Consider the following 26,504-nt stretch of genomic DNA (forward strand, 5'->3'; position numbering starts at 1 on the left):
CGCCGCGTTTTTATTGCATTCAGGTGTCCCATGCGTATAGCCCTCGGAATCGAATATGACGGCAGCCGCTACTTCGGCTGGCAGCGTCAACGGGAAGTGATCAGCATTCAGGAGGAGCTGGAGCGGGCGCTCGGCAAGATTGCCAATCACCCCGTCGAGATCCAGTGCGCCGGTCGCACCGACGCCGGCGTTCACGGCACCGGCCAGGTGATCCATTTCGACACGGATGCCGTGCGCAAGGAGTCGGCCTGGACCCTCGGCCTCAACTCCAACCTGCCGGGCGACATCGCCGTGCGCTGGGCCAAGGTGGTACCAGACGATTTCCATGCCCGCTTCAGCGCCACCGCCCGCCGCTATCGCTATGTGATCTACAACCACAACTACCGTCCTGCCATTCTGGGGCGCGGGGTGAGTCACTATCACGATCGGCTCGATGCGGATCTGATGCACGCGGCGGGGCAGTGCCTGATTGGCGAGCAGGATTTTAGCTCGTTTCGCGCCATCCAGTGCCAGTCCAACACCCCCTGGCGCAACGTGACGCATCTGTGCGTCAGCCGCTCCGGTCCCTACATAGTGCTCGACATCAAGGCCAATGCCTTCCTGCACCACATGGTTCGCAACATCACCGGCTCCCTGATAGAGGTTGGCAAGGGGGAGAAGCCGGTGGAGTGGGTGGCCGAGGTGTTGGCGGCGCGCGATCGCAACGTGGCGGGCCCCACCGCCAAGGCGGGCGGACTCTATCTGGTGGAGGTGGACTACCCGGCCGAATTCGCCCTGCCGCGCGTTCCGATGGGCCCCTTGTGGCTGCCGGACTCGGCACCGGGTACGACCAGTTTTTTGTAACTGCCCCCAAAAAAGTGTGCTTTAATGGCAGGCCACATGTCCCTGCAATACCGTCAAGTCATTGAACAATCACGGTGTTGTTGTGTTTTCAAGCATTAAAAAGCATTAAGGAATTCCATGAGCTGGCTTGAGAAGATTCTTCCCAAGAGCAAGATCACTGCACCGCGTCGCCACAACATCCCGGAAGGGGTGTGGTCCAAGTGCAGCGCTTGCGAACAGGTGTTGTACCGGGCTGAGCTGGAGCGCAACCTGGAAGTCTGCCCCAAGTGTGACCACCACATGCGTATCAGTGCTCGCGATCGTCTCGAGCGTTTCCTCGACGAGCAGGGACGTGCCGAGGTAGCGCTCGAGCTGGAGCCGCAGGATATCCTCAAATTCAAGGATGCCAAGCGCTACAAGGAGCGCCTGGCCACCGCCCAGAAGGCGACCGGCGAGAAAGATGCGCTGGTCGTGATGAAGGGGACCCTTAAGGGCGTGCCGGTCGTGGCGTGCTCCTTCGAGTTCGCCTTCATCGGTGGCTCCATGGGGTCCGTGGTCGGTGCCCGCTTCGTGCGCGCCGTCGACGAGTGTCTGAAAGAAGGGCGCGGTCTTATCTGCTTCTCCACTTCAGGTGGTGCACGCATGCAGGAGTCGCTCTTCTCCCTGATGCAGATGGCCAAGACCAGTGCGGCGCTCGATCGCCTCTCCAAGGCCGGTCTGCCCTTCATCTCCGTGCTAACCGACCCGACCCTGGGCGGCGTTTCCGCCAGTCTGGCGATGCTAGGCGACATCAATGTCGGTGAGCCCAAGGCGCTGATCGGTTTCGCCGGTCCGCGCGTCATCGAGCAGACCGTACGCGAGAAGCTGCCGGAAGGGTTCCAGCGCTCCGAGTTCCTGCTCGAGAAGGGCGCCATCGATCTCATCATCGATCGCCGCGAGATGCGTGATCGCCTGGCCGGCCTCATGGCCAAACTGATGAACACGACCGTCGACGCCGAGTAAGCATGACCTCTTCATCTCAGAATCAAAGCCGGTCGCTGGTCGACTGGCTTTCTTATTTGGAAGCCATTCATCCCGCCAACATCGACATGGGGCTGACCCGGGTCGGTGAGGTGGCTCGTCGCCTGGGGGTGACCACACTGCCGTGCAAGGTGATCACCGTCGGTGGCACCAACGGTAAAGGGACCTCCTGCGCCATGGCCGCCAGCATATTGATGGCCCAGGGCTACCGGGTGGGGGTCTACTCCTCGCCACATCTGCTGCGCTTTACCGAGCGGGTTCGGGTCAACGGGACCGAGCTGGCCGACCAGGCCCACTGTGAGGCCTTCGCGGCGGTTGAAACCGCCCGTGGGGACATCTCCCTTACCTTCTTCGAGTTCGCCACTCTGGCGGCGCTCTGGCAGTTTGCCCGTGCCAACCTGGATGTGTTGCTGCTCGAAGTGGGGCTGGGAGGGCGACTCGATGCCACCAATGTGGTGGAGTCCGACGTGGCGGTGACCACCTCGATTGCGCTCGATCACTGCGACTGGCTCGGGGATACCCGTGAGCGGGTGGCGGTGGAGAAGGCGGGGATCTATCGCGCCGGCAAGCCCGCCATCAGCGGTGAGCCTGAGCCACCGGCGACCATTGCGAGTGAAGCGATGCGGATCGGCGCTCATCTTCGCCAGGTCGGTCATGATTTTCGCGGTGAGACGCGGGAGCTGGGATGGGATTACCATGGCTTGAACACCTATCTGAACTTGCCGCTGCCGAGCCTGCCCCTGATGAATGCCGTCACCGTGCTGGCGGCCCTGGAATCGCTTGATCTGCCCCTTGGTGAGGCCGCAATCCGCGAGGGGTTGGCGAGCGCGACCCTGGCAGGCCGCCTGCAACTGTTGCAGCAGAGCCCGACCGTCTATGTGGATGTGGCGCACAACCCTCACTCCGCCGCCTATCTGGCCAAGCGGCTGCGCCAGATGCCGTGCGCCGGAGTACGCCGTGCCGTGGTTGGCATGCTCAAGGACAAGGACATGGCCGGGTCGCTGGCCGAACTCAAGGGACTGATCGGGCAGTGGCACCTGGCCACGCTGGGCGGTCCGCGCGGCGCCAGTGCCAGCCAGCTACAGCTGGCCCTGGGGGAAGAGGCGACCTGTCATGACAGCGTGATGGAGGCCTATCGGCTTGCCCTTGCTCAATCGGACCCCCTTGATATGGTTATCGTTTTTGGCTCGTTTTATACTGTCGCGGACGTATTGGCCGGGCACGAGCAAAAGGAGTCATAGTGGCCTCGCAGTTTCAGAATCGTTTAGTGGGCACCGTCATTCTGGTTGCCCTGGTGGTCATCTTCCTGCCGGACCTGCTCGACGGTAACAAGCAGCAGGAGGTGGAGGACGCGGCCTTTGCCAAGATCCCCCTGCGCCCCGAGCTCGAGCCGGCCAAGCCGGCGCTGCAGGTTTCGGGGGCGGCCGATCTTCAGGCCACTCATGAAACGGCGCAGGTGACGGCGGCCCAGCCCCCGGAAGCGACGGCGGGGGCGAACAGCTGGCAGGTTGAGCCCATCGCCGAGCCGGTCACGGTGCAGAGCGCGTCGGCACAGCCGAGCGTCGCCCAGCCCAAACCAGAGCCGCCGGCGCAACCCAAGCCCAAGCCCGCCGAGGTCGCGCAGACGAAACCCAAGCCCGCAGAGGTCAAACCCAAGGTGGTTGAGAGCAAACCGGTCGATAAGCCCAAGCTGGTCGATCCCCTCGGCGAGCTGGTCTCCAGCCTCGATAAGTCCAAGCCGGCCTCGCCGAGTCAGGGCTCCTGGATCATCCAGCTGGGGGCGTTCAAGAATGTGGAGAGCGTCAACAGCATAGTCGCCAAGCTGCGCGCCGCCGGCTATCCGGCGCACACCATACCCCGTACGCCCCGTCAGGGAGAGCTCAACCGGGTGGTGGTGGGGCCTGACGTCTCCCGCGACAAGCTGCAGGGGATGTTGCCACGGCTCAATCAGCTGACGGCCCTGAGTGGGTCAGTTGTGGCCTATAGTCCCTAACCTCGCTTTCATTAACAAAACACCGCGCCTTGGCGCGGTGTTTTTTCAGATGCATTTGACCGGTTTGGGAAGGCCGCCGATCTTGGTCGCCTGCTTGGCGGGACCCTTGGGGAAGAGCTTGTAGAGATAGCGGCTGTTGCCCTTCTCGGGACCGTAGTGTTTCTCCATCGCCTTGACCAGGGCGCGGATCGCCGGCGAGGTGTTGAACTCCAGATAGAAGTTGCGCACGAAACGCACCACCTCCCAGTGGGGCTCCTCCATCACTATCCCCTCCTGCTCGGCCAAGAGCAGTGCCAGCTGCTCGCTCCAGTCGTGGATGTCGCACAGATACCCCTGGGCATCGGTGGCGATGGCCCGCCCGTTGAAAATCAGTTCTGCCATGGATGACTCCTGTGATGAGGCGGGCATGGTAGCGCCTCACCCCGGTGTGAGCAACCGGGTCTGGTGGGCCAGGGCCAGCAGCTCTTCGGCCTGCTGGCTGATGAGGTTGAGCTGCTGAGTCAGCATCTGCTGCTCCTCGCTCTGATCGTGGGTGAGCAGAGGGCAGTGTCCATGGGGCGGCAGGGGAGGCTGGCCGGTGACCTGCTGGGCGGCGCTGTGCAGAGTCTGCTCCAGGTAGCGCCCTATCTCGTCGAGTCCCTCTATGCTCTCCAGCTTGTCCCTGTGGGCCCCGAGGGCCGAGATGTAGGAGAGCAGGGCATGGTTGTGCCAGGTGAGCGAGAAGCAGAGATCGAGAAAGCGGCGCCGCTTCTGGGGCTCGACCAGCATGCTCTGCCAGGCCAGGGCCAGCTCGCTGTCGGCCTGATGGGCCCGCTTGCGGGCGATGCGATAGTCGAGGGATTCAGTGCGCCCCTGGGTCAAGGACGCGAGCACGACGTCGAGGTAGCTGGCGTTGGCCGACAGGGAGCGGGCAATCAGGGCAGGCAGACGCTTGTATTGCCAGTCGGGCCACAGCCAGGCTACCAGGGCATAGGCGAGCAGGCAGCCGAGGGCGGTATCGAGCAGGCGTGGGGCGACGATGGCCAATCCGATGTTGTCGAGCAGGTTAAAGGCCATCAACACATAGAGGGTGATGAAACAGACGGCGGCGCTGTAGTTGTTGCGCACCTGGGTGAAGAAGAGAAACGCCGCCAGCCCCATCACCACCAGTTGGGCGTGGATGTCGGGGAAGAGCAGCAGCACGGGAACGCCGAGCAGGATCCCGGCGAAGGTGCCGAGCATGCGTTGCACCAGGCGGCGCCGGGTGGCGCTGTAACTGGGCTGGCAGACGAACAGCAGGGTCAGCAGGATCCAGTACCCCTTGTCGAGGGAGAAGGCCTGCAGTACGCCATAGCCCAGCACCAGGCCGAGGGAGATACGGATGGCGTGGCGCAGCAGCATAGAGTCGAGGGTGAGATGCTGGCGCAGACTCTGCCAGCCGATCCGGGCCGGCCGTGCCAGGGGTGGCAACTCCCCTTGTGGCTCGGGCAGATCGGCGGCGCTCTGCAGCAGGGCATTGATGCTGGCCAGGTTACGGCGCAAAAACTTCATGGGGGTGAAGAGGCTGCTCGGGTAGTGCTGCTTGAGATGGGTGAACTCGAGCTGATCTCCCAACGCCTCCAGGGTCCAGTGGATCCGGCGTGAATGATGATAGGGCGTGTGCACCAGTATGCTATAGCCCAGACGCTGGCACGCCTCTGCCAGTTGCAGCAACACCTCCTGGAATCCTTCCAACACTATGCCCTGTTTGAGGTCCTGCTCGAGACGACTGTAGGGGTAGTGGCTCGAGGTCGCCCGCTCGTGGATCTCCTGCGCCAGCAGATAGAGCTGCAGCAGGCGAGCCAGCTCTGGGGTGTTGCGCTGGCCCAGGCGGCTGTTGAGGCTGGCCTTGGCCAGATTCATCGCCTGCACCACCTCTATGTTGAGCAGGGCGAGGTTGTGGCGGATCGCCTGGCTGCCGTGCTCGTCGGCCGGAAAGAAGCGGGACTTTTCCAGCAGGTAACGCCCGAGGGCGAAATAGCCCTGGGCCAGCTGCTCGTGCAGGGTCTTGTAGGGGAGCAGCCAGAGCCAGATGAGCGACACCACTCCATACCAGAGGGCGCCGGCCGACAGCAGCAGGGGCTGATAGAAGAGAGAGGGAGTGCTGGCGGCCCCCAGCATGGTGTAGATGGCGATGAGCAGGGAGCCGAAGCTGATGGTGGCGTAGCGCTGCCCCAGGGCACCGACCATTACAAACAGAAAGCTCGAGCCCGCCAGCCCCAGTGCAAAGAGCCAGGGCCAGGGGAAGAGAAACTGGACGCAGACGCTGGCAAAGAGGAAACAGGCCAGCGTCATGGCCAGGTTCTTGATACGGCCCCAGAGGTGATCATCGGTCTCGGCGATGGCACCGGCCACGACTCCGAGGGAGAGGAGCACGGCCATGCGCAGCTCACCGGTGACAAGGGCGAAGGCGAGGATCCCCAGTATGGTGATGAGCACCTTGAGGGCAAAGTAGACGTGGCTGTCGGTAACGAGGCGGCGCAGGGGGCCAAGGATATCCATCGGCATGGGAGAGGTGACACATCCGAAGCGGTAACGAGACCCCGATAGTAGCGCAAACGGGGTTGGTGCATCCTGATCCAAATCAGGGGGTAATAAAAACCCCCGCCGAAGCGGGGGTCATGCAGCCATCAGGCTTAGTTACGGTTGCCGCCGAGCAGGCTCAGCAGGCTGACAAAGATGTTATAGATGGAGATATAGAGGGTGATGGTGGCCGAGATGTAGTTGGTCTCGCCGCCGCGCACGATCTGCTGGGTTGTCAGCAGGATGGCGCCGGAGGAGAAGAGCATGAACATGGCAGAGAGCGCCATGTGCAGGGCCGACATCTGCAGGAAAATGTTGGCGATGGTGGCCACCAGCAGAACCCAGAAGCCGACAAACAGCATGCCACCGATGAAGGAGAGATCACGCTTGGTGGTCAGGGCATAGGCGGAGAGGGCGAAGAAGGTCAGCGCCGTGCCGCCGATGGCGGTCAGTACGATATCGCCACCGCCGTTGTTCATAAACAGGTTGATGATGGGGCCCAGGGTGTAGCCCATGAAGCCGGTAAACAGGAAGGTGAAGACCAGCCCCATGCTGTTGTTGCGGTTCTTCTCGGTCAGGAACATCAGGCCATAGGCGCCAATGAGGAAGACGGCCCAGTGGGGGGCCGGCAACGCCAGCATGGCGGTCGTTCCGGCCACCAGGGCGGAGAAGCCCAGCGTCATGGAGAGCAGCAGGTAAGTGTTGCGCAGCACCTTGTTGGTGTCGCGGGCGGTGCTCTGTACACCGGTAAAGACAGAACGGGTTTCCATCTTGTCAGTCCTCTAATGATGAATGGGCCGGTAGTGGTCCGCTAACCCCTCCAAGATGGGGACTCAAGCGCAGGTTCACAACCTTTGGCGTCGATTATTACTCAGTTGTATGTACTTGTCATGAACAACCCCCTCGAGTGGCGCGGCGCCGCTGGCGACGTACCGCTCGAACCCACAGCCAGGAGATGGTGCTTGCCCCCAGGGCGGCACTGATGCCGGCCAACAGCAGGGCACCGAGCAGCAGTGCTGGGCCTACGGTTGCGAAAGCGCTCACCAGCCAGTGCCAGGAGAGCTCCATGTGAAAGGGCTGAGGCTCAGCGCCGATGAGCGCGACACCCAGCGTGTAGGCCCCATAGAACATGGGCATCAGGGTGATGGGATTATTGAGCCAGACCAGCGCCACCGAGAGCGGCAGGTTGGCCCCAAGCACCAGGGCTCCCGCTACCGCGATCCCCATCTGAAACGGTACGGGTAGCCAGGCACAGAAGAGGCCGACGGCGAAGGCGCGTGTCGCCGTGCGCCGGCTGAGGTGCCACAGAAAGGGGGTGTCGAGCCAGCGGCCAAACAGCCGCAGTCTGGGGTGGTGGCGCAACTGGGCCGGGTTGGGCATCCAGCGGTTGAGCCGGCGCTTGAGCTGCATGGCGTTAGCTCCTTGAGTCGCAAAAGGCGGGAGTGTAAACCCGCGTCGACCGCTTGGCACGGACAAACTCAGCGCCGCCGTTGCCACAGGGCAAGGGCGCCTGCCAGCAGCAGGTAGCCGAGGGCCGCGCTCAGCAGCCCCAACAGCAGGGAGCCGAGCAGGAAGGGGGGAAGCACGGTCAATGCCTCCTGCTCGAGCCAACCCAGACGCCACACCAGATGAAACTGCTCGGCCGGGACCCCGAGCAGGCGGCAGCCGGTCTCGTAGGCGGCCAGATACATGAAGGGCAGGGTCAGGGGGTTGTTAAACCAGACCGCAAGCAGTGCCAGGGGGAGATTGAGCCCGAGCCACAGCGCCAGCACCACGGCGATCAGAGAGTGCATGGGTATTGGGATCCAGCTGGCAAAGAGGCCGGCGGCGAGGGCCCCCCCCAGGGCAACAGGGGTGGTGCGCCAGAGGCGGGGAACGAGCAGGCGCTCCCCGAAGAGGGTAAACCAGCGTTGCTGGCGCAGAGCCTCAGGGGTTAACCCCAGGCGGGACATCAGGCGATGGTTCACGGTGGCTTGGCTCGTGATGAACGAAGGCCCAGTTTATCGACTCCGGACGGGGTGGCCAAGTTGGCGAAGCGTGCGTGCCATACGAATACTCAATGCCATGGACCGTCACCTTATGGGTTTTTGCCTGGGCGGGGCATCGGCCCTGCTCTGGCCCTTCATCCCCGACTGGCCGTGGGCACTGCTGCCCCTGGCCGGCCTGTTATTGTCCCTCTGGCGCGGGCCGCGGCCCCTGTTGGTGGGGCTCTGCCTCGGCCTGCTCTGGCTGCAGCTGAGCCTGCACCTTAGACTCGCCTGGCTCGAGGTGCTGCCTGCCCAGCAGCGGGTCTCCCTGGTCGGGACGCTGGAGCGCTGGGAGCGCGGCGACGAGCGCTTCAGTCGCTGGTGGGTGCGCGCAGGCAAGCTGGACGGTGAAACCCTCTGGCCCGCACCTCTGGTTCAGCTTAATCTCTACCGCCCCTTGCCTCCGCCAGCGGTGGGGTCGCGTGTCTCGCTGACGGCCCGGCTCAAGCCGGCCCATGGCCTCGGTAACGCCGCCGGATGGGATGGACGCCGAACTCTGCTTGGCAAGGGGGTGACGGCGACCGGTACCCTGGATACGGTGGTGGTGCTGGCGTCTCGCCCTGCCGGGCTGCGTGAACGCTGGCTGACCCGCGCCGATGCCCTCTGGCATCCCCTTGCCCAGGCGCCGCTACTGCGAGCGCTCACCTTTGGTGAGCAGGGGGAGATAAGCCGCCGTCAGTGGGAACTCTTTCGTGGGGGCGGATTGACCCACGTCATCGCCATCTCGGGTCAACACATCGCCATCGTCGCGCTGCTCGGCTGGTGGCTTGGCCGCCTCTGGGGAGAGCGCCCCGCCATTATCCTCTCTTCGCTACTCGCTCTCATCTACGCCTATCTGGCCGGTTTCGGGGTGTCGGTTGAGCGGGCGCTGCTCATGGTGCTGGTATGGGGAGGGCTTCGCTGGTGGCGCCGCGCCTGGCCGCCCTGGCGGGTGTGGCTCTGGGCCTTTGCCCTCCTGCTGCTGTGGGATCCCCTCTCGCTTTGTTCGGCGGGCTTTTGGCTCTCGTTCGTGGCGGTGGCCCTTTTGATGGTGGCAGGGCTACTCTGGCAGCGCCCTTCCCTCTGGCGGCTGCAACTCTGGATGCTGCTGGGGCTGCTCCCCCTGCAAGTCACCCTCTTTGGCGGAGTGGCGCCCCTGGCCTTTGCCACCAACCTGTTGCTCTTGCCCCTCTTTGGCCTTGTCATCATCCCGGCGGCCCTGATCGGCGTGCTGCTGATGCCGCTTGGTGCCCCGCTCGCCTATCCACTGCTGTGGCTCTCCAATGAGGCGTTGGTGGGAGTGATCTGGCTGCTCGAGTGGCTGGCAGGCCAGCTCTCGCTCTGGTGGCCCTTAGGTCGTGAGTGGGGTCTGGTGGCGGGTATTGGCCTGATCGCGCTCACGGCGTTGCCACTCGCGGGAGGGCGCTGGCTGCTACTACCTGCGCTGACCCTGTGCTTGCTGGTGGTGGGGTGGCCGCGCGATGGGCTCAGGGTCAGCGTGCTCGATGTGGGGCAGGGGCTCAGTGTCGTCATTAGCCGGGGAGGGCGGGCGCTGGTGTATGACACCGGGGACAGCTATCCCGGTGGTTACAGCATGGCCGACGCGGCCTTGCTGCCTCATCTGCACGAGCGCGGGATCACCCGGGTCGATACCCTGGTGATCAGCCACAAGGACAGGGACCACTCGGGAGGGCGACGCCGTCTCCTGCGTCAGATGGCGGTGGGCCGCGAGATCTCTTCCTACCCCTTCGCAGGCAGCACCGAGCCTTGTCAGGCCGGACAGCAGTGGCGTTGGCAGGAGGTTCAGGTACGGGTGCTCTGGCCCGAGTCGGGGCACAGGGCGGATAACAGCCGCAACAACGGCAGCTGTGTGCTGCGTCTGGACGGTGAGGGGTGGAGCCTGCTGCTGCCCGGTGACATCGAAAAAGAGGCCGAGGCAGCCCTGGTGGCGCGCTGGGGCTCTGCGCTTAGAAGCGATCTGCTGGTGGTGCCCCACCACGGCAGTCGTACCTCATCCACCCCGGCCTTCGTGGCGGCGGTGGCTCCTCGCTTCGTGGTCTACGGGGCTGGGCTCTACAATCGCTGGCGCTTTCCCCGGGCCGAGGTGGTGGCGCGCTATCAGGGGCTCGGGGCCCATCAATGGGTCACTGGCTTGCACGGAGAGGTGGTGATGGAGCTCGGCCCAGAGGGGCCGGAGGTCAGTGCCGAGCGAGCGCATGGCCCCTGGTACCGGCGTCACGGCGCTTGGTGGAAGCCGGCGCTTTGGCTAGAATGACGCGTCTTTTCAATTAACAAGCAGCAGTTCAATGCAAGATACTCATGATCAACCGAGCTGGCCCGTGTTCAAACGCCTGCTCGGTTATGTGCGCGATCGCAAGCTGGGCCTCATCGGCGGCATCATCGGCATGCTGGGCTACGCCGCCGTCGACACCACCTTCGTCTACTCCATCAAGCCGCTGATCGATCAGGGGATCAACGGCAGCGACCCGAGCGTGCTCAAGTGGATGCCCTTCTTCGTGCTCGGCATCGTCGCCCTGCGCGGGGTGGCCAACTTCCTCTCCAACTACTGCATGGCCTGGGTCGGCAACCACGTGGTGATGCGCCTGCAGCAGCAGGTCTTCAACCACATGGTGGCCATGCCGATGAGCTTCTTCGATCGGCAAAACACCGGTCATCTGCTCTCCAAGGTGACCTATGATGCGAGCCAGGTCTCCTCGGCCGCCAGCACCACGCTAGTGACTCTGGTGCGGGAAGGGGCGACCGTGGTGGGCCTGCTCGGCCTGATGTTCTATCACTCCTGGCAGCTGTCGGTGATCTTCCTGGTGGTCGGTCCCCTGGTCGGCATCATCATCGGCCTCATCAGCCGCCGTTTTCGCAAGATAAGCCGCCACATTCAGCATGCGGTGGGCAATATCACCACCTCTACCGAGCAGATGCTCAAGGGGCATAAAGAGGTGCTGATGTTTGGCGGCCAGAAGGTCGAGGAGCAGCGCTTCTATCAGGTCAGCAACAACATGCGTCAGCAGACCATGAAGATGGTGGCGGCCGATGCCATCGGCAGCCCGGTGGTGCAGATGGTGGCCTCCATCGCCCTGGCCGCCTTCCTCTATGTGGCGACCATCGACAGCGTGCGCAGCACCCTGACCGCCGGTACTTTCACCGTCATGGTTACCTCCATGATGATGCTGCTCAAGCCGCTCAAAAGCCTGACCGACGTCAACAACCAGTTCCAGCGCGCCATCACCGCCTGCCACAGCCTGTTTGGTCTGCTCGACACCGAGCCCGAGCAGGATACCGGCACCCAGACGCTGGAGCGCGCCCGCGGCGAGATTGAATTCCGCAACGTCACCTTCACCTACCCGACCAAGGAGACGCCGGCCCTGTATGGTGTCAGCTTCAAGGTCGAGGCCGGCAAGTCGGTGGCCCTGGTGGGACGCTCGGGCTCGGGCAAGAGCACCATCGCCAGCCTCATCACCCGCTTCTATGACATCGATGAGGGGGAGATCCTGCTCGATGGGGTCAACATTCGCGACTATCGCCTGAGTGAGCTGCGCAAACAGTTCGCCCTGGTCTCCCAGCAGGTGCACCTGTTTAACGACTCGGTGGCCAATAACATCGCTTACGCCGCCGAGGATCGCTACAGCCGTGACGAGGTGGTTCAGGCGGCCCGCATCGCCCACGCCGACGAGTTCGTGAGCAAGATGCCTCAGGGTTATGACACCGTGGTTGGCGAAAATGGCGCGTCGCTCTCGGGTGGTCAGCGCCAGCGTCTGGCCATTGCGCGTGCCCTGCTGCGCGATGCCCCCGTGCTGCTGCTCGATGAGGCCACCTCGGCGCTGGATACCGAGTCTGAGCGCCACATCCAGGCGGCCATTGACGAGCTGTGCAAGCAGCGCACCTCCCTGGTCATCGCCCACCGCCTCTCTACCATCGAGAAGGCCGACGAGATCCTGGTGATCGACGAGGGTCGAATCGTCGAGCGTGGCAATCACGCCGAGCTGATGGGGAAAGCCGGCACCTATGCCCAGCTGCGCGCCATCCAGTTTGGTGACAAAGCCTGATGCTTGACGCCATCTGGTATCAAAACAGCCCCCTGCGCTGGGGGCTCTTACCCCTGGCCGCCCTGTTTGCCGCCGTGAGCCGTGCTCGCCGCGCGACTTACCGGCTGGGGCTGTGCAAGGCCTATCGCTCGTCTCTGCCGGTGGTGGTGGTGGGCAACCTCTCGGTGGGAGGAAACGGCAAGACCCCCGTGGTGGTCTGGCTGGTGGAGGCCTTGCGCGCCCAGGGGCTGCGCCCCGGGGTGGTGAGCCGTGGCTACGGTGGCAAGGCATCGCACTATCCGTTGCGCCTCGCGGCGGACACCACCACCGCCGAGGCGGGGGATGAGCCTGTGCTGATCCACCGTCGCTGCGGCTGCCCGGTGGCCGTCTCTCCCCGGCGCGCCGATGCGGTGCGGCTGCTCGAGCAGAGCGGCGAGGTGGACATCATCATCACCGATGACGGCCTGCAGCACTACGCCCTGGCCCGGGACGTGGAAATCGTGGTGGTCGACGGGATGCGCCGCTTCGGCAACGGCTGCCTGCTGCCCATGGGACCCCTGCGTGAGCCCCTCGCGCGCCTTGGCTCGGTGGATGCCATCATCTGCAACGGTGGCGAGCCTGCGCCGGGTGAGTGGGCCATGCGCCTGGTCCCGGATGCACCGCGCCGGGTGCTGGATGATCTCCCCGCCGGGGGGGCGCTCGGTCCCAAGGTGGACGCCCTGGCCGGCATCGGCCATCCCCCCCGCTTTTTTGCCACCCTGCGCGAGCTGGGCTATGACCTGGTCCAGGCGCAGGGTTACCCCGATCACCACGGCTTCGATGAGGCCGAGCTGACCGCCCGCTTTGGCGAGCGGCCGCTGCTGATGACCGAGAAGGACGCGGTGAAGTGCCGCGCCTTCGCCCGGCCCAACTGGTGGTATATTCCCGTGCGTGCCGAGTTGCCGGAAGGGCTGCTCGGTACCCTAATGACATCGTTAAAGGAGTGACGCAGTGGCTCTCGATCCGAAACTGCTGGATATCGTGGCCTGCCCCCTGTGCAAGGGCAAGCTGAACTATGACAAGAGCAAGCAGGAGCTGGTGTGCCGGTTTGACCGGCTCGCCTACCCGCTGGAGGAGGGGATCCCGGTGCTGTTGGAAAACCGCGCCCGTCACCTCTCGTTGGAAGAGCTCAACCCATGAGTTTCGTCGTCATCATTCCTGCCCGTTACGCCTCGACCCGGCTGCCGGGCAAGCCTCTTGCCGATATCCACGGCAAGCCCATGGTGCAGCACGTGGTGGAAAAGGCCCTGCTCTCTGGCGCCGAGCGGGTGATCGTCGCCACCGACGACGAGCGGGTTCGTCAGGCGTTGGCGCCCACCGGGGTTGAGGTGTGCATGACCTCACCGGATCACCAGTCCGGCACCGAGCGTCTCGCCGAGGTATGCCGCCACTACGGGTTTGCTGCCGAGACCATAGTCGTGAATGTGCAGGGGGATGAGCCCCTCATTCCGCCCGCCATCATCCGTCAGGTGGCGGACAACCTGGCCGGCGCCAGTGCCCCCATGGCGACCCTGAGCGTGCCCATTCATGCGGCCGCCGAGGCCTTCAACCCCAACGCGGTGAAGGTGGTGACCGACAAGGATGGCTACGCCCTCTATTTCAGCCGTGCCCCCATCCCCTGGGAGCGGGACCGTTTCGCCGCCAGCCGCGAGGCCATCGGCCCCTGGTTCCAGCGCCACATCGGCATCTATGCCTATCGCGCCGGTTTTATCGAACGCTACGTCTCCTGGGCGCCGAGTCAGCTTGAGCAAGTTGAGGCCCTCGAGCAGCTGCGGGTGCTCTGGTACGGGGAGAAGATCCACGTGGCCGAGGCGATCGAGGCGCCGCCGGTCGGGGTCGACACCCCGGACGATCTGGAGACGGTGCGCCGGGTGCTGGCCGGTTAAGCGGGAGACTCACTTTTCCTGTTTCTTGGATAAAGCGACACTCAGTGTCGCTTTTTTATTCACTATTGCTGTCTAATTTGTTGATTTTAGTGAGGATGTTCGCGATTTTTTGCCTCGGACTTGCCCTGGATTGCCAAATCGGGCAGTTTGGTTATGATGCAAGAATTGTGGTTCGCCCGAGTAAGGGCAAAAAAGTGATAAAAATGGGGTGTCCGGGTGATTAATGTATTTCTGGTCGATGACCATGAGCTGGTGCGTACCGGGATAAGACGAATTCTGGAAGATGTGCGCGGGATCAAGGTGGTCGGTGAGGCCCAAAGTGGTGAAGCCGCCGTCACCTATTGCCGTCAGAGCCATCCCGATGTGATCCTGATGGACATGAATATGCCCGGGATCGGTGGACTCGAGGCGACCCGCAAGATCCTGCGTATCTGCCCCGATGTGCGCATCATAGTGCTCACCATTCACTCCGAAAACCCGTTCCCGACCAAGGTGATGCAAGCTGGCGCCGCCGGTTATCTCACCAAGGGGGCGGCCCCCGAGGAGATGATCCAGGCGATCCGCCTGGTCCACTCCGGGCAGCGCTACCTCTCCCCGGAGATCGCCCAGCAGATGGCCCTGAGCCAGTTTGCCTCTGGCGACGAGAACCCCTTTAAGTCCCTCTCCGAGCGCGAGCTGCAGATCATGATGATGATCACCAAGGGGCAGAAGGTGAACGAGATCTCCGAGCAGCTCAACCTGAGCCCCAAGACGGTCAACAGTTACCGTTATCGCCTCTTCAGCAAGCTCGGGATCAACGGTGACGTGGAGCTGACCCACCTCGCCATCCGTTACGGCATGCTGGATGCCGACACCCTCTGAGCCCCGGGCTCTCGTTTGTCAAAGGCGGCCGTGGCCGCCTTTTCCCTTGATGGAGCACCATGAGCGAGCAGTTTGACAGCAAGGCCTTCCTCAAGGTCGTGACCCACCAGAGCGGCGTCTATCGCATGTATGACGCAGGCGGCAGCGTCATCTACGTGGGCAAGGCCAAGGATCTTAAAAAAAGGCTCTCCTCCTATTTTCGCAAGCAGGTCGACAGCGCCAAGACCCGCGCCCTGGTGAGCCAGATAGCCGACATTCAGGTGGTGGTGACCCACACCGAGACCGAGGCGCTGATCCTCGAGCACAACTTCATCAAGCAGTACCAGCCGCGCTATAACGTGCTGCTACGGGACGACAAGTCCTATCCCTGGATCATCATCACCGACCAGCGCCACCCGCGCATCGGGGTACACCGCGGCGCGCGCAAGGTGAAGGGGGAGTACTTCGGGCCTTACCCCTCTGGTGGTGCGGTGCGCGAGAGCCTGCACCTGATGCAGAAGATCTTCCCGGTGCGTCAGTGCGAGGACGCCGTCTATGCCAACCGCTCGCGCCCCTGTCTCATGTACCAGCTCAAGCGCTGCGCCGGCCCCTGTGTGGCTGGACTGGTGAGTGACGAGGAATACAGTCGCCAGGTCGAGCTGGCGCGCCTCTTCCTGGCCGGCAAGAACCAGGAGGTGATAGGCCGGCTGGTGGCGCGGATGGAGGCGGCGAGTCTGGAGCTACGTTTCGAGGAGGCGGCCCGTTTTCGCGATCAGATCCTGGCCCTGCGCCGGGTGACCGAGCAGCAGTCGGTGAGCGGCAATGTGCTGGACGATCTCGACGTGGTGGGGGTGGCGCAGGAGCAGGGCACAGCCTGTGTGCACGTGCTCTTTATTCGCCAGGGCAAGGTGCTCGGCTCGCGCAGCTATTTTCCCAAGGTGCCGAGTGACACGCCTCTGGACGAGGTGGTGCAATCTTTCCTGTTGCAGTTCTATCTCTCGGGCCAGTCCGGGCGGCAGATCCCGAGCGAGGTATTGCTCGATGTGGCCCTCGAGGACGAATCGATCATCGCCGACACTCTGGCGCAGACCGCCGGCTACAAGGTGCGGGTGGTGAGCCGCACCCGCGCCGAGCGCGCCCGTTTCATCAAGCTCGCCAGTACCAATGCGCTCACCGCGCTGCAATCGCGTCTGGCTCACAAGAGCACCATGGGCGAGCGGCTGCGCCAGCTCGAGGAGTTGCTCGAGCTGGAGGCGCCGATCGCACGCATGGAGTGTTTCGATATCTCTCACACCATGGGGGAGCGAACCGTGGCTTCTTGCGTGGTGTTTGGCCGTGAGGGGCCGGTGGGCAGCGAATATCGCCGCTTCAACATCGAGGGGATCACCGGCGGCGATGACTACGCGGCCATGGAGCAGGCGCTGGAGCGCCGTTTTGGCAAGCAGCAGGATCCGGACAAGGTGCCGGACGTGCTGTTTATCGATGGTGGCCTCGGCCAACTGCGCCGGGCCGAGGAGATCCTCGCCAGCCATCAGGATCGCCTCGGCGGCAAGCAGCCTCTGCTTATCGGGGTGGCCAAGGGGGTGACCCGCAAGGCGGGCCTCGAGACACTGATCATCGGCGACAGCCACGAGGAGCTGCATCTGCCGGTAGACATGCCGGCGCTGCACCTCATCCAGCACATCCGCGACGAGTCCCACCGCTTCGCCATCACCGGCCACCGGGCGCGGCGCGCCAAGGCGCGGGTATCGAGTTCGCTAGAGGAGATCCCGGGGGTTGGCCCCAAGCGCCGGCAGGCGCTGCTCAAGTACCTGGGGGGCCTGCAAGAGGTCAAGCGCGCCGGGGTGCAGGAGCTGGCCAAGGTGCCCGGGATCAGCGAGGCGCTGGCAGAGGCGATCCACGCCGCGTTTCACGGTGCAAACGGGTGACGCACAGACGGTGGGGTGACATAATGACGGCGCCTGTCAGACAGGTACTATCAGGCGGCGCCGCCGCCTCTCGCTCGCACAGATGAAGTGGCTGACAATAATGACCAATATTCCCAACCTCCTGACCTACTTCCGGATCCTGCTGATCCCCTTCTTCATCGTTCTCTTCTATCTCCCTTACGAGTGGTCCTATCTGGCGGCGGCCATCGTCTTCATCCTGGCGGCGGTCACCGACTGGTTCGATGGCTATCTGGCGCGCAAGCTCAACCAGTCCACCGCGTTTGGCGCCTTCCTCGACCCGGTGGCCGACAAGATCATGGTGGCGGCCGCCCTGGTGGTCATCGTCGAGCACTACAACACCGTCTGGGTCACCATTCCGGCGCTGACCATGATTGGCCGCGAGATCCTCATCTCGGCCCTGCGCGAGTGGATGGCCGAGATCGGCAAACGATCCGCGGTTGCCGTGGGTTGGATTGGCAAGTGGAAGACCACCATCCAGATGATTTCGCTCACCGGCCTCATCTGGCAGTACAACATCTGGATGGTGTGGCTCGCCTATGTGCTGCTCTACGTGGCGACCGTGCTCACCTTCTGGTCCATGTTCCAGTACCTCAAGGCGGCCTGGGCCGATCTCAGCTATCACTCTCGTTTTTGAGTGTCACGAAGACGCACCTGCATATCAATCAAGCCCGTGTGCACGGCAGTCCCCTGATGGGGGCCGCCGTCGCTAGCGCCGCTCTTTTCGGCAAACGGCGCAAAAAATGCCCGAACGATCAGGCAATTAACTTTTTTGGGTTGACTCATTGGCACAAGCCGATAGAATGCGGCCTCACAGTCAGGGCGAAAGCCGAGACAGGCGGGAATAGCTCAGTTGGTAGAGCACGACCTTGCCAAGGTCGGGGTCGCGAGTTCGAGTCTCGTTTCCCGCTCCAAACTCTCATCGAGAGTCTGGCGCGTTAACAAAGCGGTTATGTAGCGGATTGCAAATCCGCCTAGTCCGGTTCGACTCCGGAACGCGCCTCCATATTCCAGGGCCCGCAGTGCGGGCCCTAATACAATCAGTTATCGCCCGGATGGTGAAATCGGTAGACACAAGGGATTTAAAATCCCTCGACCTTTGGTTGTGCGGGTTCGAGTCCCGCTCCGGGCACCACTTAAATTGATTGTAAAAACATAGACTTACGAAAGGCCACTCCCACGAGTGGCCTTTTTCGTTTGTGCACCTCACCTGCAAAGTGGCGACAAAGTGGCGACAGAATTTTAGAGGGTGGGAGCTAGGAAGGAGTAGGGGAGGGACGATCCCTGTGGGATTGAAGTCTTGATAAAGGTGTTCTTCTCACCCGACACTCGTTTCCTCTTTTCAGTTTCTTGTTTGATGGCTATAGGGCCGCAGCCCTTGCCGCGTATAGATCACCCCTAGGGGAAGAATCGCTTGTAAAGGGGTTGGTACTGCTCGCTGGCCAGTACCTTGGTCAGCGCCTGCTGAAACTGGTTGACCGTCTCGTCGTTGACGGACTGGTTGAAGGCGTAGCAGAGGGTCTCGGCGCTCAGGGTATAGGCGCGGTGGAACAGGGTCGGATCTACTTTTAGCTCTTGCATGGCCTGCTGGGCAGCCAGTGCTCCGGCGGCCACCAGATCAACTCGACCGGAAAGCAGCATGCGCAGCGCCTGGGAGAGACGGTTGGCGGGCATGATGCGGGTATCGTCCAAGCCGCGATTGAGCAGCAACTGTTCGGATACATCGAAGCGCACGGCGGAGTAGGTATAGGCATGCAGGGTGCTTTCGTCGGTCAGGGTGAGATTTCGTTTGGCCAGGGCAAGCAGGACTATCTCCGAATAGCCGATGGGGCAGGCCCACTTGAATAGCGGATCGCGCACCGCTGTGCGGGCGGTCGAGAAGAGCACCACATTGGGCTTCTGGGTCAGAAGATAATAGCCGCGGGCCCAGGGGACGACCCGGATCGGTTGCTCCGGAGTGCCGCTTTGTTGCCACACCAGCTTGAGGATCTCGACGGCGAGGCCTGCCGCTTTGCCCTCTTCCTGATAGTTATAGGGGGGGTAGTGCTCGGTCAAGTATTCAAGCTGACTCAAATCAGCCAGCAGGGGGAGGGGGCAGAGCAGCAGCCAGATGGCCAACAGTGTCTTCATCTATGCCCCTCACTGCTTGGTCGGAAAGTATTTGTCCCGGATCGGACCATAGTCATTGCTGGCCAGCACCTGGTTGAGGCCAGTCTGGAAGCGTTTGATCAGATCATCGCTCACCTGATAACTGAAGGCGTAACAGAACTGCTCGGAGCTCAACACCCAGGCGACGGTGAACTGGTCGGGGTTGAGCCGTTGGTTATGAATCAGCTCCATTACGGTAGTGCGATTGGTCGAGAGCAGGGTCGCCCGCCCCGAGGTCAGCATCTTGAGCGCCTGCTGCAATCGGTTGGCACCGAGGATCTTCCCCTCGTCAAAGCCTTTGTTGAGCAGCAATTGCTCCCCCACATCGGCACGCACCGCCGCGATGGGGTACTGCTTGGCATCGTCCAGACTCTTTAGCGCCGGCCCCTTATCCTTGATGGCGAGGAGCACTATCTCTGCGTAGCCGATGGGGCAGGCCCATTTGAACAGAGGTTCGCGCGCAGCGGTACGGGCGGTGGCAAAGAGCACCACGTTAGGCTTTTGAGTCAACAGATAGTAGCCGCGCGCCCAAGGCATGATAGTAATACGCTGGGGTGGGGTATTGGTCCTCTTCCACACCGCCTGAAGCAACTCCACCGACATGCCAGTCGGTTGGCCCTGCTCGTCGCTGAAGTTGTAGGGGCGATACTCTTCGCTTAAGTACTGCAAATCGCTCAGTTCGCTGGCCTGGGCACAACCCAGAGCGAGCAGCAGAAGGAACCAGCGCTTCATAGGCTCTCCTTGCAGATGAAGGGTCTGGCCTAAGTGTTGACACACAATGGCCGGATCACAACCCGCTCACCAGCGCGGGCGCTGTTTCCCCAGAGGGTGCCCCTCTTCATCGGCCAGCCCAACTAGCAGTAACACATCCCGGTGGAGGCGAAACTCGCCATAACGGGCTCGGGTTAGCGCCTCACCGTCACCCTCCTCGAAGAAATAGGCGTCGGGACCTATCCGCCCCTGTTTCGGGAAGAGCCGCCGCTCGTTCGGGGCGAGGCGTTCGGGCTTCCCCTGTGCTCGCCAGCGGGCCACCCCCCTGGCATCGAGGGTGACGACGAGAGGGGCGCCGGGTCGCCATTGGCGAGCCAGCTCGTAGTCAAGGCGCATATAGTCCCCCTGCATCAGTGAGCGGGGATCGACCGGCGCCAGGGGCAGCAGTATTCGCTCCCCCCGGCTCAGGATGTACTCCCGCCAGAGGGTGACGCCCCCGAGCAGGAGCAGCACCAGCAGACCGTAGAGGGGGATCAGGCGAGTGCGACTCATGAGTTCCTCCCGCCGCGCAGCATATGGCGCGTGACGAGCAGCAGCAGGCCGAGTAGCCCAAGCAGCAGGGATTTGGTCATCAGGGTCAGGTTCAGGTCGTAATAGTAGAGGCCGATGCTCGCTATCAAGAGCAGCAGGCCCAGGCTCCAGAGCCCTCGGTGGCCGCCGTGAAAGCCTATCAGGAGCAGCAGAGCGGCTCCCCCGAGCCAGGGGATGACGGCCGCAGCCGCCATCAGGGGTAGCACCAGATGCCAGGGAATGGCGGCGCGCCGGGCCAATAGCCCAAGCAGGGGGAGGCTAAGTAGCGGCGCCAGCCAATGAGGCAGACGCGATGCCACAAACCAGCCGAGGGGATCGAGGCTCGCCTCGCCGATCACGCCGGCCAGGGTCAGGGTAAGCAGTGCCAGGGCGATGCCGAGTTGCTGGCTCTCCCAGAGGGAATAGTGGCGCGGTTGTTGCCCACTTGCGTACCAGAGCAGCAGCAAGGCGAGCAATAGTAAGGGTTGGGCCAGCGCCTGTAGCCCCAGACAGGCGAGCGCCAGACTCAGCAGCAGGGCACAGGCAAAGCCATGAAAGAGGCGCAGTAGCCAGTGGGCGAAGAGCAGGGCAATTACAAGTGCCCCCAGAGCCGCCGTCAGCCAGAGGCGCGCCGATTGCGGATCTCCTTCATCCAGCAGGGCATAGAACAACCAGCCATCGCCGGTCAGGGCCAGTGCCAATACCAGCTGCGCCACCAATTCGCGCCGCCCCTGCCACACAAGCAGCAGGCGGGCGGTGAGCAGCAGGGCGCTGCCGAGCGCCAGGGCGTGGCGGGGCTCGAGCAGCGTCTCGCCGAGAGACAGATGCAGGGCGATCAGCAAGAAGAGGGCGGCCAGCCAGCCACAGGCGCCGAGCAGCAGGCGGCTGCTCCAGTGCGGGGTGACCGGCTGCTCGCCCTTGACCAGGCCGGCCTGATGCAGTCGTTGCCAGAGCGATTCACTCATGACGCGCCTCCCAAGCCAGCCAGCGCACGGCGCCGACAGAGAGCGCAATGGCGAGCAGGGCCAGCAGCAGGGCACCCAGGGCATCCACCTCTATCTGGCGGGCGACGAGGGCGAGCAGGATGGTGATCATCGAGAGGGCCATCAGCGCCAGCCCGGTCAGAAACCGGCCTCGCCACCCCAGATAGGCACAGCCGAGCCAGCCGAGCCAGAGGGGCCAGGCAAGGGGCGAGGCGATCTCTGTGATGGCCAGCAGCACCAGCAGGGTGCTGCCGAGACCGGCGGCGAGCGCCGGCAGGGCCTCGGGCAACCAGCCAGTGGGCAGGGTGCGAACTATCCCCCAGAGCAGCCCGTTGCCGAGGGTGAGTCCCCAGGCCAGCCCCTCCTCATCGAGCCAGCCTAGATCGGCGCGGGCCACCTGCCAGTAACGCAGCAGCGCCACCTGCGCCAGCAACCAGCACAGGGCCCAGAGGGTCGCAGAGCGTCCGAGCCAGGCGAGTGGCAGCAGGAGCAGGGCCCAGAAGGCAAAAAGCTCATAAGGGTCGGCGCCACTCTGGTAGGTCTGCCCCATCAGGGCCAGCAGTGCCCCCAGGTTGAGGGCCGCGAGCAGCATCACGCCCTCCCGGGTTGGTGCTGAAAGCCTGGGATGGCCGAACAGCTGCAACAGGGGAAGCAGGGGGGCGGCGACCAGCAACAGGCGGGGCAATCGGCCGAGGGCGTGCCAGTTGAAGGCGACAAAGAAGATGATCCCGCTCCCCAGTGCCAACACACCGAGCCAAAGTAGCAGGCGATCGAGCAGCCAGTGCCAGGCCGCAGGCGAGGGCGGAGGACACAGCGCCTTGGCCTCCTCCAGGTGCTCCTGGCTGAGGTGACCACTGCGAAGCCACTCGAAGAGGGGGGCGCGAGAGGGTGGAAACATGGCGGCTCCTGATATCGGGAGCCGCCATTATCCCACGAATTGACGTTTTGAGGATCAGGCCATCAACAGGGTGCTGATCCCAAGCAGGGCGAAGAGCAGGGCGCAGCCAATACGGATCCATTTCAGTGGCAGCCGGTCGGCGCCGAGCTTGCCGATCAGCACTACAGGCACGTTGGCCAGCATCATGCCGATCGTGGTGCCGGCGATCACCTGGAAGAAGGCGTCATATTTGGCCGCCAGCAGGACGGTGGCGATCTGGGTCTTGTCACCAATTTCGGCGATGAAGAAGAGGATGAAGGTGGCGAGGAAGGGGCCGAAGCGATCGAGTGGGCTCTCCTCGTCGTCCATCTTGTCGGGCACCAGGATCCACAGAGCCATGGCGATGAAGGCGCCGGCCACCAGATAGGTGAGGGTCTTGGGATCGATCCAGCGGCTGATTAACTCGCCAACCCAGGCGGCACCGGCGTGATTGAGCAGGGTCGCGGCCAGTATGCCGGCAATGATGGGCCAGGGTTTCTTGAAGCGGCAGATGAGCAGCAGGGCAAGTAATTGGGTCTTGTCGCCAATTTCGGCGATGGCCACGCTGAGCGTGGAGGTGAGCAGAGCTTCCATGAATAAGAACCGGGGGACGGGGTTGTTATCAACCAAAGACCGGCAGGTGACCCCCGTCCCCGGTTTAGGTCCCCCGCCCGTCAAAGGTCTTGTCAACAGCCGTCGGCTGCATCCTGACCATGGTGATTTGGCACCAAGTGTGTTGATCAGGATCACCCCCTGCATGGCGTCAGGTGGCGAGACTACTCCCCCTCGATGGGAGGCTGCATTCTAGTGAAAAGGGTTGCCTGCGGCAAGGGTTTTACCCCCCCACCAACTTGACCGTGAAGCCGGCCTTCTCCAGCTCGCTCTTGATAAGCTCCCGCTTGTCTCCCTGGATCTCGATCACCCCCTCCTTGAGGGAGCCCCCGGTGCCGCACTTCTTCTTCAAGGTGGTGGCGATCGCCTTCTGCTGCCCGGAGGGGATCCCATACACAGTGATGACGCCGGCGCCCTTACGTCCCTTGGTTTCACGGCGAATGCGCACCACCCCGTCGTCGGGGAAGGGAGAGGCCGCAGGGGTGAGGGTAGGCTGGTCAATGGGGCCGCGATCGGTGGAGTAGACCAGGCGGCTATTGGCATCGTGTGACATGAATCGTTCCTGAATTTGCTGAACAGAGTTTGATTTTACGCAAAATAAAGTTGGAATCACGGCTTATAATGGCGATCATAAAAACGAATTATTCTTGTTTGAAGTTAGGAGTCGGCCATGGATCTCGCAGATCTGGCGCCGGGACAGCGTGCCCGTATCGTCAACATGAACAGATTAAACCATCAGGTTCGTCGAAAACTGATGGTGATGGGGCTGCTACCCAGCAGCCAGGTGCAGTTCTTGCGTGCCGCCCCGTTGGGGGATCCCCTGCAGATCCAGTGTGACGGGATCTGCCTCTCCATGCAGAAGAGTCTGGCCCGACTGATCGAGGTGGAAGCAGTATGAAGTTGAACGTGGTGACTGTGGGTAACCCCAACAGTGGCAAGACCTCCCTCTTTAACGCCCTGACCGGTGCACGCCAGCAGGTGGGGAACTGGTCCGGGGTGACAGTAGAGAAGAAGAGCGGCCGTTTCGAGCATCGCGGTTTCGAGGTGGAGCTGATGGATTTGCCCGGTATCTATGGGCTGGGCAACCAGCACGATACCATCGATGAGCAGATCGCCAGTCGCTACATTCAGAGCCAGCGTCCCGACCTCTTCCTCAACGTCATCGATGCCGCCAGTCTCGAGCGCTCCCTCTACCTGACCCTGCAGCTGCGTGAGCTGGGATTACCTGTGCTGGTGGTACTCAACAAGATGGATCTGCTGGAGAAGCGCCGCATCGAGATCGACACCCGCGCCCTCTCGTCGGCGCTCGGTTGCCCCGTGATTGCGTTGTCGACGCGCAAACCGCGCCAGATTAGCGCCCTCAAGGATGCCCTCCTGACCTTTACCGGCGATCAGTCGCCTCTGCGCCTCGATTACGGCAGCGAGTTCGAGGCGGCCATCGAGGAGCTCTCCACCTGCATTGGTGATGAGCATCATACCGTGGCCCGGGGCCGCGCCTTGCGTCTGCTGGAGGGGGATAGCAGTTTCCTCGGTGGGCTCGAGGCAGAGCGCCAGGCCAGCGTGCGCGCGCTTATCGAGCGGATGCAGCAGGGGCACGACGTGGATCTGCAACTGGCCGACGTGCGTTACGGCCACATCCATGCCCTCTGCCAGGCCTATCGCCATCAGAAGGGCAAGCTCTCTGCGGCCGGTAGTGAGTTGCTCGATCGGGTGTTGCTCAACCGCTGGGTGGGGATCCCCTTCTTCCTGATGGTGATGTATCTGATGTTCCTGTTTGCCATCAACGTGGGCAGCGCCTTCATCGACTTCTTCGACATCATGGGCGGTGCCCTGTTTGTCGATGGTGTCAAACACCTGCTGGAAATGGTCTCGGCCCCGGAGTGGGTGAGCGCCATCCTGGCCGATGGATTCGGGGCTGGTCTGCAGACGGTGGCGACCTTTATCCCGGTGATCGCCTGTCTCTATCTCTTCCTCGCCGTGCTCGAGAGCTCGGGCTATCTGGCCCGTGCAGCCTTCGTGGTGGATGCCCTGATGCGCCGCCTCGGTCTGCCGGGCAAGGCGTTCGTCCCAATGTTGATGGGGTTTGGCTGCTCGGTGCCGGCCGTGATGGCTGCCCGCACCCTGGGGGCCGAGCGCGAACGGCTGATGACCTCGGCCATGGCGCCCTTCATGTCCTGCGGGGCCCGCCTGCCGGTCTACGCCCTGTTTGCGGTCGCCTTCTTCCCTCATAACGGGCAAGATCTGGTGTTCGCCCTCTATCTGTTGGGGATTTTGGTCGCAGTGCTTACCGGTCTGTTGCTGCGCAGCACTCTGCTGCCGGGCAAGAGCGAGAGCCTGCTGATGGAGATGCCGGATTACGAACTGCCGCGGCTCAATCATGTGCTGCTCAAGACCTGGCAGAAGCTCAAGACCTTCATCTTCGGGGCGGGCAAGACCATAGTGCTGGTGGTGGCGATCCTCAGCATCTTTAACAACCTCGGCACCGATGGCCGCTTCGATCATGCCGGTGGCGAGAAGTCCATCCTGGCGACCGTGAGCAAGGCGATCACTCCCGTCCTGCACCCCCTGGGGATCCGCGATGACAACTGGCAGGCAACGGTCGGAATTGTCACCGGTATCTTCGCCAAGGAGGCGGTAGTGGGTACCCTCAACAGCCTCTATGCCGGCAGTGCCGATGATGAGGCGGGTGAGTACAGCCTGCTCGGCAGCCTCAAGGAGGCGCTGGCCACCATCCCCGCCAACCTCGAGGCCATCGATCCGCGCGATCCCATCGGGATTTCGGTCGGTGAGGTGGAAGACCAGGCCGTGGCGGCCGAGGAGCAAGAGGTCGATGTGGCCACCTATGGCAACATGCAACAGCACTTCGACGGGGCGGCCGGTGCGCTCTCCTATCTGGTCTTCGTGCTGCTCTACATGCCCTGCGCCGCCGCCATGGGGGCCCTGGTGCGTGAAACCGGCCGTGGCTGGGCTACCTTCACCGCCCTGTGGTGCAACTACACCGCCTTCATGGGGGGCACCCTCTGCTATCAGTTGATGACCTTCGAGCGTCACCCTCAGCAGAGCCTGCTCTGGATCCTCTTCTACCTGATGATGAGCGTGCTGCTCTGGGTAGCGATGCGCCGCCATGGGGACCTGATGGCACGCAAGGCGGTGGTGCTGTGATCCTGCGTGACCTGGGTCACTATCTGGCCGCGCAGGGGCGCGCTTCCCGGCGGGATCTGGCTCGCCACTTCGCCACCTCAGAGGATGCGGTGGAGGCGATGCTGGGGATCTGGATGCGTAAGGGAAGGGTTCGCAAGTGCGCCACGGGCGGCTGCAGTGGCAGCTGCTGCGGCAAGCAGTCGGAGGTGCTCTTCGAGTGGCTACCGGAAGGACAAATAGGCGTGGTACAACAAGCCTGAATGGAGGGCCCGCAGATGCGGGCCCTCGTT

At 63.0% G+C, this 26,504-nt stretch carries 27 protein-coding genes and 3 tRNA genes; 18 read left to right on the top strand and 12 right to left on the bottom strand.

Features of this window, described 5'->3' with window-relative positions:
* Positions 1–30 precede the first annotated feature (30 nt).
* The 4 genes from truA to dedD all read left to right on the top strand — a co-directional run bounded on the left by truA (position 31) and on the right by dedD (position 3,835).
* Positions 31–843, top strand: a complete 813-nt coding sequence (gene truA, locus BN1121_RS18305) for a tRNA pseudouridine(38-40) synthase TruA (protein WP_005354148.1) — start codon at positions 31–33, stop codon at positions 841–843.
* A 117-nt stretch (positions 844–960) separates the two neighbouring features.
* Positions 961–1,824 carry an acetyl-CoA carboxylase, carboxyltransferase subunit beta gene (accD, locus tag BN1121_RS18310; protein WP_005354145.1) on the top strand — a complete coding sequence of 288 codons (864 nt, stop codon included), beginning with the start codon at positions 961–963 and terminating at the stop codon, positions 1,822–1,824.
* Positions 1,825–1,826: 2 nt separating this feature from the next.
* Positions 1,827–3,083, top strand: a complete 1,257-nt coding sequence (gene folC / locus BN1121_RS18315) for a bifunctional tetrahydrofolate synthase/dihydrofolate synthase (RefSeq protein ID WP_043157632.1) — start codon at positions 1,827–1,829, stop codon at positions 3,081–3,083.
* Positions 3,083–3,835 (top strand): cell division protein DedD, encoded by a 753-nt coding sequence (dedD, locus tag BN1121_RS18320; protein WP_005354143.1) that lies wholly within the window; start codon positions 3,083–3,085, stop codon positions 3,833–3,835. Before folC ends, dedD begins: the two co-directional genes overlap by 1 nt.
* 45 nt (positions 3,836–3,880) lie before the next feature.
* On the opposite strand, the gene BN1121_RS18325 is transcribed toward dedD, so the two are convergent.
* From BN1121_RS18325 to BN1121_RS18345, 5 genes are all read right to left on the bottom strand, one after another.
* A complete protein-coding gene (locus BN1121_RS18325) occupies positions 3,881–4,216 on the bottom strand; it encodes a TusE/DsrC/DsvC family sulfur relay protein (protein WP_005354142.1) in 336 nt (111 codons plus the stop codon).
* Between the two features lie 36 nt (positions 4,217–4,252).
* Complete coding sequence (gene yccS / locus BN1121_RS18330; RefSeq protein WP_043157630.1) at positions 4,253–6,361, bottom strand: YccS family putative transporter; 2,109 nt, start codon at positions 6,359–6,361, stop codon at positions 4,253–4,255.
* Positions 6,362–6,489: 128 nt separating this feature from the next.
* A complete protein-coding gene (locus BN1121_RS18335; protein ID WP_005354137.1) occupies positions 6,490–7,146 on the bottom strand; it encodes a Bax inhibitor-1/YccA family protein in 657 nt (218 codons plus the stop codon).
* Positions 7,147–7,264: 118 nt separating this feature from the next.
* Positions 7,265–7,786 (bottom strand): DUF2062 domain-containing protein, encoded by a 522-nt coding sequence (locus BN1121_RS18340; RefSeq protein ID WP_005354134.1) that lies wholly within the window; start codon positions 7,784–7,786, stop codon positions 7,265–7,267.
* Positions 7,787–7,854: 68 nt separating this feature from the next.
* Entirely contained in the window at positions 7,855–8,343 is a 489-nt protein-coding gene (locus tag BN1121_RS18345) for a DUF2062 domain-containing protein (protein ID WP_005354132.1), read from the bottom strand.
* Between the two features lie 97 nt (positions 8,344–8,440).
* Between BN1121_RS18345 and BN1121_RS18350 the strand changes: the two genes are divergently transcribed.
* The 11 genes from BN1121_RS18350 to BN1121_RS18400 all read left to right on the top strand — a co-directional run bounded on the left by BN1121_RS18350 (position 8,441) and on the right by BN1121_RS18400 (position 18,268).
* Entirely contained in the window at positions 8,441–10,657 is a 2,217-nt protein-coding gene (locus BN1121_RS18350; RefSeq protein ID WP_043157628.1) for a DNA internalization-related competence protein ComEC/Rec2, read from the top strand.
* A gap of 31 nt (positions 10,658–10,688) precedes the next feature.
* A complete protein-coding gene (gene msbA, locus BN1121_RS18355; RefSeq protein WP_005354126.1) occupies positions 10,689–12,443 on the top strand; it encodes a lipid A ABC transporter ATP-binding protein/permease MsbA in 1,755 nt (584 codons plus the stop codon).
* Entirely contained in the window at positions 12,443–13,408 is a 966-nt protein-coding gene (lpxK, locus tag BN1121_RS18360; protein WP_005354123.1) for a tetraacyldisaccharide 4'-kinase, read from the top strand. Before msbA ends, lpxK begins: the two co-directional genes overlap by 1 nt.
* A 4-nt stretch (positions 13,409–13,412) precedes the next feature.
* Entirely contained in the window at positions 13,413–13,601 is a 189-nt protein-coding gene (locus BN1121_RS18365; RefSeq protein ID WP_005354121.1) for a Trm112 family protein, read from the top strand.
* Positions 13,598–14,347, top strand: a complete 750-nt coding sequence (gene kdsB / locus BN1121_RS18370) for a 3-deoxy-manno-octulosonate cytidylyltransferase (protein ID WP_005354114.1) — start codon at positions 13,598–13,600, stop codon at positions 14,345–14,347. Before BN1121_RS18365 ends, kdsB begins: the two co-directional genes overlap by 4 nt.
* 216 nt (positions 14,348–14,563) lie before the next feature.
* Positions 14,564–15,208 (top strand): UvrY/SirA/GacA family response regulator transcription factor, encoded by a 645-nt coding sequence (uvrY, locus tag BN1121_RS18375; protein WP_005354112.1) that lies wholly within the window; start codon positions 14,564–14,566, stop codon positions 15,206–15,208.
* A 59-nt stretch (positions 15,209–15,267) separates the two neighbouring features.
* Positions 15,268–17,115 carry an excinuclease ABC subunit UvrC gene (uvrC, locus tag BN1121_RS18380; protein WP_005354109.1) on the top strand — a complete coding sequence of 616 codons (1,848 nt, stop codon included), beginning with the start codon at positions 15,268–15,270 and terminating at the stop codon, positions 17,113–17,115.
* Between the two features lie 100 nt (positions 17,116–17,215).
* Positions 17,216–17,770, top strand: coding sequence for a CDP-diacylglycerol--glycerol-3-phosphate 3-phosphatidyltransferase (pgsA, locus tag BN1121_RS18385; RefSeq protein ID WP_005354108.1), 555 nt, complete (start codon positions 17,216–17,218; stop codon positions 17,768–17,770).
* A 201-nt stretch (positions 17,771–17,971) separates the two neighbouring features.
* Positions 17,972–18,047, top strand: a tRNA-Gly gene (locus tag BN1121_RS18390).
* 18 nt (positions 18,048–18,065) lie between these two features.
* Positions 18,066–18,139: transfer RNA gene (locus BN1121_RS18395), tRNA-Cys, on the top strand.
* A gap of 43 nt (positions 18,140–18,182) precedes the next feature.
* Positions 18,183–18,268 (top strand) — tRNA-Leu (locus BN1121_RS18400).
* Between the two features lie 263 nt (positions 18,269–18,531).
* Here BN1121_RS18400 and BN1121_RS18405 read toward each other — a convergent pair.
* The 7 genes from BN1121_RS18405 to BN1121_RS18435 all read right to left on the bottom strand — a co-directional run bounded on the left by BN1121_RS18405 (position 18,532) and on the right by BN1121_RS18435 (position 23,626).
* Complete coding sequence (locus tag BN1121_RS18405) at positions 18,532–19,263, bottom strand: substrate-binding periplasmic protein (RefSeq protein ID WP_005354106.1); 732 nt, start codon at positions 19,261–19,263, stop codon at positions 18,532–18,534.
* 9 nt (positions 19,264–19,272) lie between these two features.
* Entirely contained in the window at positions 19,273–20,013 is a 741-nt protein-coding gene (locus BN1121_RS18410; RefSeq protein ID WP_005354104.1) for a substrate-binding periplasmic protein, read from the bottom strand.
* A 66-nt stretch (positions 20,014–20,079) separates the two neighbouring features.
* The gene (locus tag BN1121_RS18415) at positions 20,080–20,544 is read right to left on the bottom strand and encodes a GDYXXLXY domain-containing protein (protein WP_005354102.1); all 465 of its coding nucleotides are present in this window, start codon (positions 20,542–20,544) and stop codon (positions 20,080–20,082) included.
* Positions 20,541–21,527 carry a DUF4401 domain-containing protein gene (locus BN1121_RS18420; RefSeq protein WP_005354100.1) on the bottom strand — a complete coding sequence of 329 codons (987 nt, stop codon included), beginning with the start codon at positions 21,525–21,527 and terminating at the stop codon, positions 20,541–20,543. Before BN1121_RS18420 ends, BN1121_RS18415 begins: the two co-directional genes overlap by 4 nt.
* Positions 21,520–22,443, bottom strand: a complete 924-nt coding sequence (locus BN1121_RS18425; protein WP_005354099.1) for a DUF2157 domain-containing protein — start codon at positions 22,441–22,443, stop codon at positions 21,520–21,522. Before BN1121_RS18425 ends, BN1121_RS18420 begins: the two co-directional genes overlap by 8 nt.
* Before the next feature lie 54 nt (positions 22,444–22,497).
* Entirely contained in the window at positions 22,498–23,055 is a 558-nt protein-coding gene (locus BN1121_RS18430; RefSeq protein WP_005354097.1) for a TMEM165/GDT1 family protein, read from the bottom strand.
* A gap of 241 nt (positions 23,056–23,296) precedes the next feature.
* On the bottom strand, positions 23,297–23,626 hold the full coding sequence (locus BN1121_RS18435) for a translation initiation factor (protein WP_005354096.1): 330 nt from the start codon (positions 23,624–23,626) through the stop codon (positions 23,297–23,299).
* A 117-nt stretch (positions 23,627–23,743) separates the two neighbouring features.
* On the opposite strand from BN1121_RS18435, the gene BN1121_RS18440 reads away from it, so the two are divergent.
* The 3 genes from BN1121_RS18440 to BN1121_RS18450 are packed head-to-tail and all read left to right on the top strand — an operon-like array spanning position 23,744 to position 26,474.
* Complete coding sequence (locus tag BN1121_RS18440) at positions 23,744–23,971, top strand: FeoA family protein (RefSeq protein WP_005354093.1); 228 nt, start codon at positions 23,744–23,746, stop codon at positions 23,969–23,971.
* Positions 23,968–26,235: a Fe(2+) transporter permease subunit FeoB gene (gene feoB, locus BN1121_RS18445; protein ID WP_005354090.1), complete on the top strand. Its 2,268-nt coding sequence runs from the start codon at positions 23,968–23,970 to the stop codon at positions 26,233–26,235. The genes BN1121_RS18440 and feoB overlap by 4 nt, the downstream gene beginning before the upstream one ends.
* Positions 26,232–26,474, top strand: a complete 243-nt coding sequence (locus tag BN1121_RS18450; RefSeq protein WP_005354087.1) for a FeoC-like transcriptional regulator — start codon at positions 26,232–26,234, stop codon at positions 26,472–26,474. The genes feoB and BN1121_RS18450 overlap by 4 nt, the downstream gene beginning before the upstream one ends.
* Positions 26,475–26,504: the final 30 nt, after the last annotated feature.

This window comes from Aeromonas diversa CDC 2478-85, from assembly GCF_000819805.1.
Classification (GTDB): domain Bacteria; phylum Pseudomonadota; class Gammaproteobacteria; order Enterobacterales; family Aeromonadaceae; genus Aeromonas; species Aeromonas diversa.

Coding starts and splice junctions, on each gene's coding strand:
- BN1121_RS18415 (WP_005354102.1), bottom strand. CDS start 20,544: ATGAGTCGCACTCGCCTGATCCCCCTCTACGGTCTGCTGGTGCTGCTC.
- BN1121_RS18340 (WP_005354134.1), bottom strand. CDS start 7,786: ATGCAGCTCAAGCGCCGGCTCAACCGCTGGATGCCCAACCCGGCCCAG.
- BN1121_RS18405 (WP_005354106.1), bottom strand. CDS start 19,263: ATGAAGACACTGTTGGCCATCTGGCTGCTGCTCTGCCCCCTCCCCCTG.
- BN1121_RS18410 (WP_005354104.1), bottom strand. CDS start 20,013: ATGAAGCGCTGGTTCCTTCTGCTGCTCGCTCTGGGTTGTGCCCAGGCC.
- BN1121_RS18335 (WP_005354137.1), bottom strand. CDS start 7,146: ATGGAAACCCGTTCTGTCTTTACCGGTGTACAGAGCACCGCCCGCGAC.
- yccS (WP_043157630.1), bottom strand. CDS start 6,361: ATGCCGATGGATATCCTTGGCCCCCTGCGCCGCCTCGTTACCGACAGC.
- uvrC (WP_005354109.1), top strand. CDS start 15,268: ATGAGCGAGCAGTTTGACAGCAAGGCCTTCCTCAAGGTCGTGACCCAC.
- BN1121_RS18435 (WP_005354096.1), bottom strand. CDS start 23,626: ATGTCACACGATGCCAATAGCCGCCTGGTCTACTCCACCGATCGCGGC.
- feoB (WP_005354090.1), top strand. CDS start 23,968: ATGAAGTTGAACGTGGTGACTGTGGGTAACCCCAACAGTGGCAAGACC.
- truA (WP_005354148.1), top strand. CDS start 31: ATGCGTATAGCCCTCGGAATCGAATATGACGGCAGCCGCTACTTCGGC.
- msbA (WP_005354126.1), top strand. CDS start 10,689: ATGCAAGATACTCATGATCAACCGAGCTGGCCCGTGTTCAAACGCCTG.
- BN1121_RS18325 (WP_005354142.1), bottom strand. CDS start 4,216: ATGGCAGAACTGATTTTCAACGGGCGGGCCATCGCCACCGATGCCCAG.
- BN1121_RS18425 (WP_005354099.1), bottom strand. CDS start 22,443: ATGTTTCCACCCTCTCGCGCCCCCCTCTTCGAGTGGCTTCGCAGTGGT.
- accD (WP_005354145.1), top strand. CDS start 961: ATGAGCTGGCTTGAGAAGATTCTTCCCAAGAGCAAGATCACTGCACCG.
- kdsB (WP_005354114.1), top strand. CDS start 13,598: ATGAGTTTCGTCGTCATCATTCCTGCCCGTTACGCCTCGACCCGGCTG.
- BN1121_RS18350 (WP_043157628.1), top strand. CDS start 8,441: ATGGACCGTCACCTTATGGGTTTTTGCCTGGGCGGGGCATCGGCCCTG.
- lpxK (WP_005354123.1), top strand. CDS start 12,443: ATGCTTGACGCCATCTGGTATCAAAACAGCCCCCTGCGCTGGGGGCTC.
- pgsA (WP_005354108.1), top strand. CDS start 17,216: ATGACCAATATTCCCAACCTCCTGACCTACTTCCGGATCCTGCTGATC.
- BN1121_RS18430 (WP_005354097.1), bottom strand. CDS start 23,055: ATGGAAGCTCTGCTCACCTCCACGCTCAGCGTGGCCATCGCCGAAATT.
- folC (WP_043157632.1), top strand. CDS start 1,827: ATGACCTCTTCATCTCAGAATCAAAGCCGGTCGCTGGTCGACTGGCTT.
- BN1121_RS18420 (WP_005354100.1), bottom strand. CDS start 21,527: ATGAGTGAATCGCTCTGGCAACGACTGCATCAGGCCGGCCTGGTCAAG.
- BN1121_RS18440 (WP_005354093.1), top strand. CDS start 23,744: ATGGATCTCGCAGATCTGGCGCCGGGACAGCGTGCCCGTATCGTCAAC.